Annotated in this window: 13 protein-coding genes; 7 read left to right on the top strand and 6 right to left on the bottom strand. The window is 61.8% G+C overall.

Annotation, left to right across the window (positions count from 1 at the left end):
- Positions 1-18: 18 nt before the first annotated feature.
- Complete coding sequence (locus CXQ82_RS25950; protein ID WP_101272909.1) at positions 19-711, top strand: RNA polymerase sigma factor FliA; 693 nt, start codon at positions 19-21, stop codon at positions 709-711.
- Positions 712-801: 90 nt separating this feature from the next.
- Here the strand turns inward: CXQ82_RS25950 and CXQ82_RS25955 are convergent, their stop codons facing one another.
- Together CXQ82_RS25955 and CXQ82_RS25960 are read right to left on the bottom strand one after the other, a co-directional pair.
- Positions 802-4,122: a tetratricopeptide repeat protein gene (locus CXQ82_RS25955; protein ID WP_101272910.1), complete on the bottom strand. Its 3,321-nt coding sequence runs from the start codon at positions 4,120-4,122 to the stop codon at positions 802-804.
- Positions 4,123-4,294: 172 nt separating this feature from the next.
- On the bottom strand, positions 4,295-5,347 hold the full coding sequence (locus CXQ82_RS25960) for a FliC/FljB family flagellin (RefSeq protein ID WP_101272911.1): 1,053 nt from the start codon (positions 5,345-5,347) through the stop codon (positions 4,295-4,297).
- 243 nt (positions 5,348-5,590) lie between these two features.
- Here CXQ82_RS25960 and CXQ82_RS25965 point away from each other — a divergent pair, with 243 nt between their 5' ends.
- From CXQ82_RS25965 to CXQ82_RS25980, 4 genes are all read left to right on the top strand, one after another.
- Positions 5,591-6,415, top strand: a complete 825-nt coding sequence (locus CXQ82_RS25965) for a motility protein A (protein WP_101272912.1) — start codon at positions 5,591-5,593, stop codon at positions 6,413-6,415.
- Complete coding sequence (locus CXQ82_RS25970; RefSeq protein ID WP_101272913.1) at positions 6,412-7,170, top strand: OmpA family protein; 759 nt, start codon at positions 6,412-6,414, stop codon at positions 7,168-7,170. The genes CXQ82_RS25965 and CXQ82_RS25970 overlap by 4 nt, the downstream gene beginning before the upstream one ends.
- A 75-nt stretch (positions 7,171-7,245) precedes the next feature.
- Positions 7,246-7,575 carry a hypothetical protein gene (locus CXQ82_RS25975; RefSeq protein ID WP_101272914.1) on the top strand — a complete coding sequence of 110 codons (330 nt, stop codon included), beginning with the start codon at positions 7,246-7,248 and terminating at the stop codon, positions 7,573-7,575.
- Positions 7,576-7,657: 82 nt separating this feature from the next.
- Complete coding sequence (locus CXQ82_RS25980; RefSeq protein WP_053257892.1) at positions 7,658-8,029, top strand: PH domain-containing protein; 372 nt, start codon at positions 7,658-7,660, stop codon at positions 8,027-8,029.
- A gap of 94 nt (positions 8,030-8,123) precedes the next feature.
- Here the strand turns inward: CXQ82_RS25980 and CXQ82_RS25985 are convergent, their stop codons facing one another.
- Positions 8,124-8,423 carry a DUF3077 domain-containing protein gene (locus CXQ82_RS25985; RefSeq protein WP_101272915.1) on the bottom strand — a complete coding sequence of 100 codons (300 nt, stop codon included), beginning with the start codon at positions 8,421-8,423 and terminating at the stop codon, positions 8,124-8,126.
- Between the two features lie 734 nt (positions 8,424-9,157).
- Here CXQ82_RS25985 and CXQ82_RS25995 point away from each other — a divergent pair.
- Together CXQ82_RS25995 and CXQ82_RS26000 are read left to right on the top strand one after the other, a co-directional pair.
- A complete protein-coding gene (locus CXQ82_RS25995; RefSeq protein WP_101272916.1) occupies positions 9,158-9,445 on the top strand; it encodes a colicin E3-like toxin immunity protein in 288 nt (95 codons plus the stop codon).
- 8 nt (positions 9,446-9,453) lie between these two features.
- Positions 9,454-9,903 carry a hypothetical protein gene (locus tag CXQ82_RS26000; protein WP_101272917.1) on the top strand — a complete coding sequence of 150 codons (450 nt, stop codon included), beginning with the start codon at positions 9,454-9,456 and terminating at the stop codon, positions 9,901-9,903.
- Positions 9,904-9,938: 35 nt separating this feature from the next.
- On the opposite strand, the gene CXQ82_RS26005 is transcribed toward CXQ82_RS26000, so the two are convergent.
- From CXQ82_RS26005 to CXQ82_RS26015, 3 genes are all read right to left on the bottom strand, one after another.
- Positions 9,939-10,511, bottom strand: a complete 573-nt coding sequence (locus CXQ82_RS26005) for a hypothetical protein (RefSeq protein ID WP_101272918.1) — start codon at positions 10,509-10,511, stop codon at positions 9,939-9,941.
- A gap of 298 nt (positions 10,512-10,809) precedes the next feature.
- The gene (locus tag CXQ82_RS26010; RefSeq protein WP_101272919.1) at positions 10,810-12,165 is read right to left on the bottom strand and encodes a sensor histidine kinase; all 1,356 of its coding nucleotides are present in this window, start codon (positions 12,163-12,165) and stop codon (positions 10,810-10,812) included.
- A complete protein-coding gene (locus CXQ82_RS26015; protein ID WP_101272920.1) occupies positions 12,162-12,824 on the bottom strand; it encodes a response regulator in 663 nt (220 codons plus the stop codon). The genes CXQ82_RS26010 and CXQ82_RS26015 overlap by 4 nt, the downstream gene beginning before the upstream one ends.
- Positions 12,825-12,922 lie beyond the last annotated feature (98 nt).

Here is a 12,922-nt window from a genome sequence, read left to right on the forward strand (position 1 = left end):
CTTTCGCAGGCGCGCACGATGTATACGGCACAGGGCAAGATAAACCAGCAGGAAGTGCTCCAGCAGTACCTACCCATGGTCCGGCGCCAAGCACTGGGCTTGAAGACCCGACTGCCCTCCAATATTGAACTGGACGACTTGATCCAGGCCGGCAGCATCGGCCTGCTCGACGCTATGACGCGTTATGACTTGAGCGTCGGCGCCACCTTCGCCACCTTCGCCTCGCAGCGCATTCGCGGCGCGATGATCGATGAACTGCGCACCCGCGACTGGGTGCCGCGCAGCGTGCGGCGCAACGCGCGGGCGGTGGAGGATGCCATGCACCGCGTGGAGCAAAACCTCGGCCGGCCGGCCAAGGAGCGCGAAGTGGCGTCGGCCATGGGCCTGACCTTGGCCGAATACCAGAAGGTGCTGGATGACACCAACGGCAGCCAGATGCTGCCCTTTGACGATGTCGACGAAGAACACAGCGAAGGCACCAGCTCGCGGCTGCAAACGCCGTTTGCCGAACTGCTCAACGACCGCAACCGCACCAACCTGACCCGCGCCATCGACGCCCTGCCCGCCCGCGAACGCCTGCTGCTCGCGCTGTGCCACCACGAAAAACTCAACCTGCGCGAGATTGGTGTGGTGCTGGAGGTGAGTGAATCGCGGGTGTGCCAGTTGCATGCCCAGGCGATTGCGCGGTTGCGGGTGAGCATGAAGGAGTGAGTCACCCCTCTCAAAATCACCGGAGATCAAATGTGGGAGGGGGCAAGCCCCCTCCCACATTTGACCTCAGACGATTCAGAAGGGTGTGTTTCAGCCTTCGGCGTAGGCGACTTCGTTGAAGCTGGCGACCAACCAAGTCAGCTCCGCCCTCGGCAACTGCGTCAACGGCTGCAGATCAAACCGCGCCATGCGCCCCACACACTCCGTCGGTGCCAGCAGCCGTTCCACCACGTGGTAATGCGGGCGGTCCACATAGTCGTCAAACAGCACGATGACCGGTTTGGTCGCACGCAGGTAGGCGGTGACAAAACAGGCGATGCGAAAACGCCCGTCGATCAGGATCACATCCGGCTGCTCGAAGTACGGCTCGTCCCAGACCTTGAGCGGATAGGTGTGGAATTTCTTCCAGTGCCGGGCGTTTTTCGGGCGTGCCCATTTGCCGGTCTCGCCCACGTCCACCGGGTAGATGCGCGGCTTGGAGGGCAGCGTCGCGTTGGCGATCCAGGCGCGCATGTCCTCGGCCCAGCGCGCGTCGTTCTCCACGGAGATCACGGTTTTGCCCGGCATATTGCCCGCCAGCAGGGTGGAACCGCCGCTGCCGTATTCGAGGATCACCGTGGCCTGGGTGTAGAGGTTTTTCACGTAGGCGGCGACTTCAGCGGGGAACGTTACCTGGGGTTCCTGCATCGGCGCGCGGGGCAGTTCGACCGGTTCCGGCGCGACGCTCGGGCTCTGGCAATACTTGTGGTACTGCGCGGCCAGGTCGGCGTCGATGGCCGTGAGCAACTCGCCCGCCACATCCCTGGCCCCGTAGGCCGTGTGCAACAGGAAGGCGAGCTTCAGACGCTGGTTATCCGACAGCGCGGCCATGCGCGTCGCGTCCGGTAAAAACAGCGCGTCGGCGCACACCAGGTGTGAAGCGTGCTGTTGATGTTGCAGGTTGTTCAAGCGGTAAAAACTGAAGCCGCGCCGGGCCAGGCAGCGGCTGATCAAGCCCACGTCGGCCTGCTGGTCATGGGTCGGCGTGAAGTTGACGCGTGCCTGCACCAGCAGGGTATCGGCGAGGCTGCGCTGGCCGTGTTCGATCACCGCCAGGCTGTCGTTGAGGTTGTCCAACAGCAACCAGTCCACCGCCGGCAGGCCATTGATCGCATCCAGTTTAAGGGTGGGCAACGCGAGTTTGGCCAACACGCCGGACGCCGCCAGCGGGGCCAGGGTGGCACTCATGGCCGGGTCGAGGCAGGCATAAAGCGTGGCGGGCTGGCCATCGCCCAGCGCGGCGTGAGGGTAGTAATGCAACTCGCCGAGCTGGGCCAGGTGCCGGGCATTGTCGATGCGGCTGGCGGGGTCGAAGGCCACGGTGGAGAACGCCGCCATTTTTTGCAGCGCCACAAACTGCGCCGACGCGATCAGTGTGCCGCCGTGGTCCAGGGTCACCACCTTGCCCTGGAAGCGGAAGCGAAAACCTGCGTCCTTGACCGGCGCCATGGGGTGGTGAAGCGCCACCGCTGCGGCCTCGCCGTCGAACCGGGCTTGCCCATGGTTGTCCAGCGTCAGCGCCGCTACGGGTTTGCCTTCACAGTGGCGCTGCCAGATGGCGCGCATCGCCGTGCCGAAGTGGTTGGCAAAACGCTGGCTGTCACACACCGGCGAGCCCATCAGCACCTCGCGCAAGTGGCTGCGGATGCGCGCCAGGCTAGGCAGGTCACTGGCCAACTCGATCACGCGCTGCTGGTAATGCTCCCAGCTATGTACCACCAGTTCCGGCAGCCCGGCATTCACCAGGTGCGTGGCCGAGTGGCGCCCGGCGAAGGTCGGGCCGGGAAAGGTCACCACCGGCACTCCCATCAACAAGGCTTCGCAGGTGGTAAGCCCACCGGAATACGGCCAGGGGTCCAGGGCGATGTCGATGCGGTTATAGGTTTCGAGCAGGGTCTTGTGCCCCACCGGACCTTCGATCAGCACGCGTTCTTCGGCAATGCCTTGGGCCGCCATAAAACCCTGCACATGGGCGCGCAACTCGGCATTACCAAAGGCGCCGCCCTTGAGCAGCAGGCGCGAATCTGGCGTAGCGCGCATCAGTTCGGCCCAGCGCGCCAGCAGCACATCGTTGATCTTGGTCGGGTTGTTGAAGCAGCCATAGGTGACAAAACCGTTGGCCAGCGCCGGCAAGGGGCGGATGTCCGGCGTGTAGGGCGGCGGGTCGTAGCAGATGTAGTCGTCGGGCAGGCGGATGAGTTTTTCGGTGTAGAACGCGTCCTCGCCTGCGGGGGATTCAATGCGGTCGGTCAGCAGGTAGTCGATGGCGTCCAGGCCGGTGGTGTTGATCAAGCCGCCGACCCACTTCACCAGCAGTGGCGCCGGCTGCAGCGCCATGGCGCCCATGCGGTTGCCAGCGTTATGGCCGCACAGGTCGATAAGGATATCGATGCGGTCGTCGCGAATGCGCTGGGCCAGCGCGGTGTCGTCCATATGCTTGATCGCCAGCCATTGCTGCACCGAGGCCTGGATGCGCCGGGTCAGGTGGTCGCACACCTGGCTGGTGCTGTAGGCGTAGAGCTGGAACTGATGGCGCGGTAGTTTTTCCAGCACGCCGACAATCATGTTGCCCACCGGGTGCTGGCGCAGGCCGTCGGACACCAGGCCGATGCACAGGCAGCGGTCGGGCGTGCGCTCCACCTCGGGGCGTGGCGGCACGGCCTTGGGGCCGAAGCGTGACTGCCATTCCTTGCACACTTCAAAAATGAAGTCGCGGCTGCGCTCGGGGTCGTAGTGCAGCGAAGTCAGGCGGTTGGAGTACGGCAGCACGTCCTTGCGCTTGGCCAGGGCCACGGCCTTTTGGTAGTACGTGTCGGCGGTGGCCAACTGGCCGATGTCTTTGTAGAGGTTGGCGGCATTGTTCCAGTGGCTGTAGTCGCCGGGTTCGCGCTCAATCAGGGTGTCGAATACGGCGATGGCGTCGCCGTGGCGTTCCAGGCGGTTGAGGATCAAGCCTTTGCGCGACAGCATGCGGCAGTCGCCGGGTGATAAAACCAGCGCCTGGTCGATGTGCGGCAGGGCTTTGGCGAACTGGCCTTTTTCGAAATACAGCGTGGCCAGGCGATGGTGGCCGGCGGCGAAATCCGGGCTGATCGCCAGCGCCCTGTGGATAAGTTCCACGGCGCGATCCGCCTGGCCGAGCTTTTGCGCGGCCTTGGCGACCAGCTCCAGCGCCTGGGGTTCTTCGGGCACCAGTTGCAAGGCCTGCTCGTAACTGGCCAGCGCCTGCTCGGGGTCACTGCCCAGTTGCAGATGGCCGAGGTCTTTCCACACGTGCGGGTCGCGGGGGCGTTGCTCGCTGAGCCGTCGCGCCTGGGCAAGCGTCAGCGTGGCAGTGGTTTTGTGCGAGCCGGGGCGCGGGGATCTGGGCATTCAAAGGCAGCCTTGTGCGGGAAAATTCTGGGCGAAATGCTAGCGCGCCGGCGGCTCCGGCAAAGCGTGGATAAACCCCTGTGCAGGGGGCGATTACCGAGGATTGTGCGGCGAACGCGCAGAAAAAAAGGGGCGCAGCATGCGCTGGCCCCTTCTTTGTGTAGCGATGCGCTTATTGCAGCAGCGACAGCATCTGTTGCGGCATGGAGTTGGCCTGGGCCAATACCGAGGTACCGGCTTGTTGCAGGATCTGGGCGCTGGTCATGGCCGACACTTCGGTGGCGTAGTCCACGTCCTGGATGCCCGAACGCGCAGACGTCAGGTTGGTGGTGGTGGTGGAAATGTTGGTGATCGCCGAGTCAAACCGGTTTTGCACCGCACCCAGGTCCGAGCGCATGGAGTCCACGGTGTTCAGCGCGTTGTCGAGGGTGGTGAGGGTGTTGGTGGATTTCTTGGTCACCGCGTTGTCGGTGTCGATGCTCACGCTGGCCGTGGTGGTGGTGCCATCGGTGGTCAGGGTGACTTCGGCCGCGTAGGTCTTGCCGTCGACGGTCAGGAAGTAGTCGCCGTCGGCGTCGGTGGACAGGGTGCCGCCGCTGATGGTGGTGCCGGACTTGTCGACATAGCTGGTGTTGGTGGCGGTGATCGCGGTGCCCGAGGAGTCCGACAGGGTGCTGGCGGTGAGGGTGGTGTCGTAGCCATTCACGTTGAAGCTGCTGAGGCCCAGGGTGTCGGCGTTGATCTCGCTGAGTTTGATGTCGATGGTTTCGCCATCGTTGGCGCCCACCTGGATGGTGATGGTCTGGTCTTTGGACAGCACGTCCACGCCGTTGAACGCGGTTTGCGAGGAGATGCGGTCGATCTCGTCCAAACGCTGGGTGATCTCGTCCTGGATCGATTGCAGGTCGGACTGGGAGTTGGTGCCGTTGGCAGCCTGTACCGACAGCTCACGGATACGCTGCAGGTTGTCGTTCACCTGGTCCAGCGCGCCTTCGGTGGTCTGCGCCAGCGAGATACCGTCGCTGGCGTTGCTGCTGGCTTGTGACAGGCCGGTGATCTGCGAGGTCATGCGGTTGGCAATCGCTTGCCCTGCGGCGTCATCGGAAGCGCTGTTGATTTTCAGGCCCGAGGACAGGCGTTCGATCGAGGTGCTCAGGCTGCTCTCCGAGGAGTTCAGGTTTTGTTGAGCGATCATGGACGTGATGTTGGTATTGATAACTGACATGGTGCAGTTCCTTCTCGTGGGTGAGCCGCTTGGGACAGATTCGTGGCCCGGCGCGGATGACCTCCAGCGCCGTTGCCGTACAGACAAAGCGAACATCGGCGATCCGATCTGCCGTCTTTAGGCAGCCCCCGAAAAAATTTGTGCAGCCACCCGATTTCGCCCCTGAAAGTGCCTGTATTAGCCGATTTGAATGTGCCTCCTGCGCGTTATAAAGCCTGCCTTGGCCCATAACAGGAGTGCTGCATGAACCCCTCAACCCTGATCGGCATGCTCGCCAGCCTGCTCTTGCTGGTGGTGCTGCTGGTGTTCAGCGCGCAACAACCCGGCTTGTTCATCGACCTGCCGGCGCTGGGCATTGTGGTGGTCGGCACCTTTGCGGCGACCTTTATCAGCTACCCGCTGCGCGAAGTGCTGCGCATTTTCAGCCTGATCAAAACCGTGGTGCGCCACGAGCGCGAATACACCCAGGAAGACATCGACGAACTGGTGAGCCTGTCGCGCCTGTGGCTGGACGGCGACTTGCGCGCAGTGGAGGACGTACTCGACCGGGTGAAAAACCCCTTCCTGCGTTCCGGCGTGCAACTGGTAATCGACAAGACCCCGCTGGACGACATCCTCGACCTGCTGCAATGGCGCATCGCACGCCTGCGCGCCAAGGAACACGCCGAGGCGCAACTGTTTCGCGTCATGGCCAGCTACGCCCCGGCGTTCGGCATGCTCGGCACATTGGTGGGGCTGGTGAACCTGATGTTCGTGCTTGGCGACGGCGACATGGTGACCATCGGCCGGCAAATGGCCGTGGGCTTGATGACCACACTCTACGGCGTACTGCTGGCCAACCTGCTGTGCAAGCCGGTGGCGGTGAAACTGGAGCGCCGCACCGAACAGCGCGTGGTGGTGATGAACATGGTGCTGCAAGGCGTGGCGATGATGGCCAACAAACGCAGCCCGGGGTTGATGCGCGAAACACTCAAGTCTTTTGTGGCCCACTACCAGAACGACCTGCGCGACGAACCCGTTCGCCCGGCCCGCGCGCTGATCCCGCTGAAGTGGAAACCCCGCGCATGAGGCCTGGCACCCGCAACCAGGCCGCCGCGATTGCCAGCGGCCTGCCGCCGGTTGAGGACGCGGGCGGCGAGACCTGGATGATGACCTACCTGGACATGATGACCCTGCTGCTGGTAGTGACCATGGCCATGCTGGCGTTGGCGGGCAAGGGCCATGCGCGCACACAGCACAGCAGCGACTACCGTGTGCCGCCGGTGTTTACCGCCAAAAGCCTGACCTCGATGCAGGCGCCGGGCGCATTGCTGTTGGTGCCTGCGCCGCCGGTGGTGGAGCCTGAGCCCGTGGTTGAACCTGTCGCCGTGGTTGAGCCCGAGCCAGCCAAACCGACCACCCAAGACCTGCTCAACGAACTGCCCTTGGATAAACTGGGCAACGACATCGAGGTGGTCACCAACGAAAGCAGCGTAAGCTTTCGGATCAGCAGCGAAATCCTCTTCCCCTCCGGCCAATCCGACCTCAACCTCGGCGGCCTCGCCGTGCTGCGCCAACTGATTCCGGTGCTCGACAGCGTGCCACACAAAGTCATCGTCGCCGGCCACACCGACACCCAAGACATCCGCAGCGCGCGCTTCCCCTCCAACTGGGAACTCTCCGGCGCCCGCGCCGGCAGCGTGGTGCGTTACCTGCAAGCCAACGGCATCCACCCCGAGCGCCTGGCCGCCATCGGCTACGCCGACACTCGCCCCCTGGCCGACAACACCACCACCGAAGGCCGCGCCCGCAACCGCCGCGTCGAACTGATCCTGGAGCGCTGAAGGCCAGGGTCTTTTTTTTCTGCCGCAGAACAGTGATCATCGCCCTCCCCCCAAGAAACCCGAGGACCCGAGACCATGGAATTGACGCTGGAAGCGGTTGCGCTGTTTGCACTGAAACTGGTGCACGAGACCGAGGACGGCAGCCCGCTTTTGCGCGACGACCTGGTAATGGGTGGGTATGAGCGGGAGGTGTTCGGGTTGTTGGTGCGCCAGGGGGCGTTGGCGGGGATTTTGTTGAAGATTGATGAATGCGTCGGGCAGGCGCTGGTGGCGGTGGGTGGGGTGGAGACGGTGTTGGGGCGGGAGTTGGGGAGGTTGGCTGCCGACGTACAGAAAGCCGCGACGCTGGAGGAACTAAACTCACCGCTCGACGCACTCAAGCATTACCTAAAAGCCATCCAATGACGCGATCCCTGTGGGAGGGGGCTTGCCCCCGATGGACGTCAACGATAACGCGCTCTAACTGACCTACCACAAGGACCGTCAAATGATCGACTTCAACAACAAAGGCTTCTTCAAGCTCAAACAAAACAACGAATACGCCGAACGCGTCTCGGCCCTGCTGCTGGACGGCGAAGAAGTCATCGACGCCTACAAAGCCATGCGCGACGGCGTGGTCTTCACTACCAAACGCATCATCGCGGTGAACGTGCAGGGGATTACCGGCAGCAAGAAGGACTTCACGTCGCTGCCGTACAAAAATATTGTGGCGTATTCGGTGGAAACGTCCGGGACGTTTGATCTGGATTCGGAACTGGAGATTTACTTTTCGTCGCTGGGGAAGGTGAAGTTTGAATTCACCGGGAAGACTTCGATTGTGGAGATTTCGCGGATTATCTCCAAGCATCTGCTGAGCTGATCAGCGGATATACACCGATCAAAATGTGGGAGGGGCGGTGCGACGATTCGACTTGCCCCCGATAGCGCCCCCCCCACACCATCAAACCAAAGTCTTAAACACTGGCCTCTTCCACCCCCCCATTCGGCAACATCCCGTTCGCCAAGTCATCCACCACAGCCTTAGCCATCTCCCCCAAATAATGCGCCGCCCAGGCGTAGCGATCTGCGCCCTTTTCCATGGCGGCATCTAATGCCAGCATTTTTGAGCAATGCAACAGCTCGGAGGCATGCTCCAGGGCATCGCGAATGGGTACGCCGGAATTGACGCGGAAGAGACGGTGGCGGTTGGGCTGTTTGCCGCAGTTGGAGAAGGTGATGACGCCGAGGGTTTTGTTGAGGGGTGGGTTGATCATTGGGCACCTCCGGCGTGGCCGCAGGTGAAGATTGCGATGCAGCGAGGGTACAACCTGTTAGAAACGCTCATTGCTATAACTCCCGTTTGTCGATGAGAGCTGCTCCATTCGTTTCCAGGCGAATGGGTGGCAGCTGTGCGCAGGCTGGAAACCGGGACAAAGGGAAAACCCGGCAGACTCGAAAGTCTCCCACGCACAGCCGCCATAGCACGAATATGCTGGCACAAAAATGGCGCCAGCGGTCGTGATAAATGGTGGCGCCTATGCGCCCCTTTGCTCCACGGGTTTCCAGGCCCGGTCGCCATGAAAGACGACGTCCAGAAAGATATTCTGAAAGTTTCAGCCCTTAAAGCTCAGTTTTGTATGTACGGATTTCCGTGCAGTAGCGACGTTTCCCACGCAACGTATCGAAGTAGGCGAATTTCAACCGGTGATTCGGCCCCGTAGGCTCACTTCCCCACACATGGAAGTGAGTCGGTCATGTCAGAACGCTTTCACCCTCCCACCGAGGAAAGCCTGCGCAAACAGCGAATCCTGACGCCGCAGCCAGCTCGCGCCGCCTATTCACCGTTTATCGACTTATTCGTCCCACCCGCTGGCCCAATCCCCACGCCCGCCAAACCTCCCGGCTGCGTTTTCGTCAAACCCTGCCAACTGCCTGACGGTCACACTCACTACACCAAGACAAGGCGAAACCAGATCGCCAAATTTACAGATAAACAGTAATTCAAATAATGGTTATGAAAATCAGATTGCGCTGGTACGAAAAGCACAGCAATGACTTGAAAGCGGATGAGTATTCAGCCGACGTCGATGATGCAGACAGTGTTTTTGATGCATTAGATCTAGCCGAAGAAACCGCGATATATGCCGACGTTTTCAATGTGCTGCCTAGCTGGATACCGATCATTCAGCCGCACTTTCAGCACGTGATCGAACCCGCCAATCTCGACTACCAAATTTCCTTCCGCTACCAAGGTGCGTGGCCGCCACCTCCAAAACACCCCAAGAGCGCGTCATGAGGCCAATAATGAAAAAGCCCCTCCTCTACCGTTCCGTCAACACCCGAACCCATGGCGTGCGCCACGGCAGTTGTGGCGCTTACCGGTACGAACGGCACACCAAAGCCGAAAAAAACACGCTCTCCACCCGTGGCTCGATGCACAGCCATCAACGACACGGCTTTGATTACACGCCGCTGTTCCGCTTCCTACTGTCCAAGGTCGGTCAGCCATGGCACGCGGTTTTCAGCGAAGCCAACGCTCGCCTGGATCAACCGAAGCCCGTGTTCTGGATAGTTGCGCTACATGAAAGCGACAAACAGGATTACGTGAGAACGGATGACAACAGCTACTACAGCGGCCTGTACGTCGACGACGCCGGCCTGCTGCAAAAGGTAAACCCACAACTGACACCCGAACGCATGAAACCCGTTTGCGACTGCTGCACCCACACCTTCAACGGCGTGGTATTCCCGTAATCGGTGGGCAATGCCCACCGCTCAACAACACCCACTTAACCCGCCTTCGTCTCGCCCCCCGCCCCACCTATCAACACACGATTCGCCGGGTCGGTAATATCAAACACCTGCTGCATGCACGCCGAACGACTCGGCGTGAACTGGAACTCCACCAGATACACCTTGGCCTTCTGCGGAACGAACGTGCTTTGCGGCGGCACGCAGCTGTAAAAATCCCCATTGCCGATGCTGCCAGCGCTGCCAAATACGGTGAGTTTCTTACCCGGGTCAGCCTGGATTTCCAGCTGCGGAAAACGCCTGAACCCGGCGCTCGAGACGGTCTGGATAGTTTTGGCGATCCAGTTGAAGACCTGGCCTTCGCCGTTGTACAGCACGGTGCCGAGGGTTTCCGGGCGTTGGTCGGGGTCGCCTTCGCGGCTGATGGCGAATTTGACGGGGTTGTTGCCGCCGACGGCTTTCATGATGACTTTGGCGTGTTCGGCGTCGACGGTTACGGTTTTCTGGCGGAACTGGATGCCGTCTTTAAGCAGGGTCGGCGAGGAGTCACGTTCGTTGGATTGGCAGGCGCACAGGGCCAGGGTGAGGGAGAGCAGCGCGATTCGCTTCACGGGATGTCCTTATCGGTGTGATGGAGTGTGATGACTGGACCCGAGTTTAAACAAAATGTTCCGCAATTAAGCATGTGGCTAGGCTGCGCTTCGGCAGGGTCACCGAAGCACCCCCCTGTGGCGAGCGGGCTTGCCCGCGTTGGGCTGCGAAGCTGCCCCAATAAAGGCATTGAGATTTTCCTGATAGAACCCACTGCCTGGTTTTGGGGCCGCTGCGCAGCCCAACGCGGGCAAGCCCGCTCGCCACGAGAGTCGATTTGTCACGGGTTTTGCGCTCACCGTAAGGCTGCTTCCACACTTAATCTGCGGTGTTAAACACCAATCGCGCGCGCAACCCGCCCTGCGCCAGGTTATGCAACGCCAACCGACAGCCGATCTTGCCGACGATCATCTGCACAATCGCCAAGCCCAGCCCGGCGCCATTGGCATTGCCGCGGCTGTAGAAGCGTTCGAACAGGCGCCCCATTTCGGCCTCATCAATCCCTGGGCCTTGGTCCTCGACGCTCAGGCAGTGGGCGCCGATCACCACTTTCACTTCACTGCCTGGCGGAGAGAAGTTAAGCGCGTTGGTCACCAGGTTTTGCAAGGCGATGGCCAGCGCCACCGGTTCGGTTTCTACCCAACAATCCTCATTGCCCTCCAGCACCAGTTCCACGCCTTTGTCCATGGCCAGCGGGGTGAGTTCGGCGAGTTCTTCGCGCACCAGTTCGGTGAGTTGCACGCGGCTGCGCTTGGGGTTGTTGAGTTGCGGTTCGATGCGGGCCATGGTCAGCAATTGGCTGCCGATGCGGGTTGCGCGGTCGACGCCGTTGACCAGGAACTCCAGGGCCTCACGGCGTTGCTCAGGGGTCATGGCGCTTTGTGCGTTTTGCGCGTGGATGCGCAGGATCGCCAACGGCGTGCGCAGTTCGTGGGCGGCGTCGGCGATAAAGCGGCGTTCGCGTTCGAGCAGTTCATCAACTTGCGCCAGCAGCCGGTTGAGCGCGGTTTGCATGGGTTCCAGGTCGCTGGGCAAGGGCTTGAGGTGCAGCGGTTGCAAGGTTTCGGCGGTGCGCCCGCGGATCGACAGGGCCATGGCGCGCAAGGGTTTCAGGCCCCAGCCGATCAGCAGCCAGATCAGCACGGTAAGCAGTGGCACGCCGATGAGGGTGGGCCAGAGAGTATGGCGCATGATGCGCTGGATCACGTCCTGGCGAATGTCGTCGCGCTCGCCCACCCAAATCAGCAAGCCTTGTTGCGGGTCGGCCAGGAGGAAGGCGCACCAGTCGCTGCCGTTGTCCATCAGGTCATGGGAACCGAGAGTGGCTGGCGGTGCCGCCAGCACGGGGGCTTCCGCCGAGCGCATCAGCAATTCACCATCGCTGCGCCACACCTGGAAGGTCAGGCGGGTTTCATAGGGGTGGGCGACGCCCTCTTCACCCACGCGGCTCATGGCCTGGTCGAAGGCCTGGTACAGCCGCTGCCAATCCGCGTCGCCGGGGTCGCGTTGGCGCAATACACCTTGCAGCAGGCGGGCGCTCTGGGCGAGTTGGGCGTCGTAGACTTCTTCGATTTCGTGGTGGCTGTCGCGCAGCACCAGCCAGCAGATCAGCGCGTCGCCCAGCAGCACCAGGGCCAGCACCGGGATGAGGATGCGCGTGCGCACCGAGGTCATGGCTTAACCGCCAGCACATAGCCCACACCGCGCACGGTGCGGATCAATTCGGTGCAGAGTTTTTTGCGCAGGTTATGGATAAGTACTTCGAGGGTGTTGCTCTCGACCCGGTCCTGCCAGCCGTACAGCGCGCGGGCCAGGCGTTCGCGGGTCACGACTTTGCCGGGGCGCACCATCAGTTGGTGCAGCAGTTGGTATTCCATGGGGGTGACGATGACCTCGGCATCCCCGTAGCGCACCTGTTGGGTGGCCGGGTCGAGGCTGACGCCGGCGTGTTCCAGCAGCGGTTGGGCGCGGCCCTGACTGCGGCGCAACAGGGCACGCACGCGGGCCTTGAGTTCTTCGACGTCGAAGGGTTTGACCAGGTAATCGTCAGCACCGGCGTCCAGCCCGGCGATGCGATCAGCGGTGCCGTCACGAGCAGTGAGGATCAGCACCGGCAGGTCGTGCTGCTCGGCGCGTAACTGCTGCAACAGGTCCAGGCCGTCGAGGCGCGGCAGGCCGAGGTCGAGCAGCAACAAGTCGAAGCCTTCCGTGCGCAAGGCATGCAGGGCCGCGACGCCATCCTGCAGCCAATCGAGGGTGTAGCCCTCGGCGCCGAGGGCCACGCGAATGCCCTGGCCGAGGGCTCGATCATCTTCGACAAGGAGTAGGCGCATAGCAGAATCTCTGTAGGAATCGGCGGCATCATGCCGGGTTCTGCTCGGGGGTATTTCGGCAAAGATGTTACGGCTCGTTGCCAACTAAGGTTGCGCTA

The sequence above is a fragment of the Pseudomonas sp. S09G 359 genome, from assembly GCF_002843605.1.
Classification (GTDB): Bacteria; Pseudomonadota; Gammaproteobacteria; order Pseudomonadales; family Pseudomonadaceae; genus Aquipseudomonas.

Bases quoted from the DNA above. Each gene is read 5' to 3' on its own strand.
- CXQ82_RS25995 (WP_101272916.1), top strand. From the start codon at position 9,158: ATGGTTATGAAAATCAGATTGCGCTGGTACGAAAAGCACAGCAATGAC.
- CXQ82_RS26000 (WP_101272917.1), top strand. From the start codon at position 9,454: ATGAAAAAGCCCCTCCTCTACCGTTCCGTCAACACCCGAACCCATGGC.
- CXQ82_RS25980 (WP_053257892.1), top strand. From the start codon at position 7,658: ATGATCGACTTCAACAACAAAGGCTTCTTCAAGCTCAAACAAAACAAC.
- CXQ82_RS25975 (WP_101272914.1), top strand. From the start codon at position 7,246: ATGGAATTGACGCTGGAAGCGGTTGCGCTGTTTGCACTGAAACTGGTG.
- CXQ82_RS25965 (WP_101272912.1), top strand. From the start codon at position 5,591: ATGAACCCCTCAACCCTGATCGGCATGCTCGCCAGCCTGCTCTTGCTG.
- CXQ82_RS25950 (WP_101272909.1), top strand. From the start codon at position 19: ATGTATACGGCACAGGGCAAGATAAACCAGCAGGAAGTGCTCCAGCAG.
- CXQ82_RS26010 (WP_101272919.1), bottom strand. From the start codon at position 12,165: ATGACCTCGGTGCGCACGCGCATCCTCATCCCGGTGCTGGCCCTGGTG.
- CXQ82_RS25985 (WP_101272915.1), bottom strand. From the start codon at position 8,423: ATGATCAACCCACCCCTCAACAAAACCCTCGGCGTCATCACCTTCTCC.
- CXQ82_RS25970 (WP_101272913.1), top strand. From the start codon at position 6,412: ATGAGGCCTGGCACCCGCAACCAGGCCGCCGCGATTGCCAGCGGCCTG.
- CXQ82_RS26015 (WP_101272920.1), bottom strand. From the start codon at position 12,824: ATGCGCCTACTCCTTGTCGAAGATGATCGAGCCCTCGGCCAGGGCATT.
- CXQ82_RS25955 (WP_101272910.1), bottom strand. From the start codon at position 4,122: ATGCCCAGATCCCCGCGCCCCGGCTCGCACAAAACCACTGCCACGCTG.
- CXQ82_RS25960 (WP_101272911.1), bottom strand. From the start codon at position 5,347: ATGTCAGTTATCAATACCAACATCACGTCCATGATCGCTCAACAAAAC.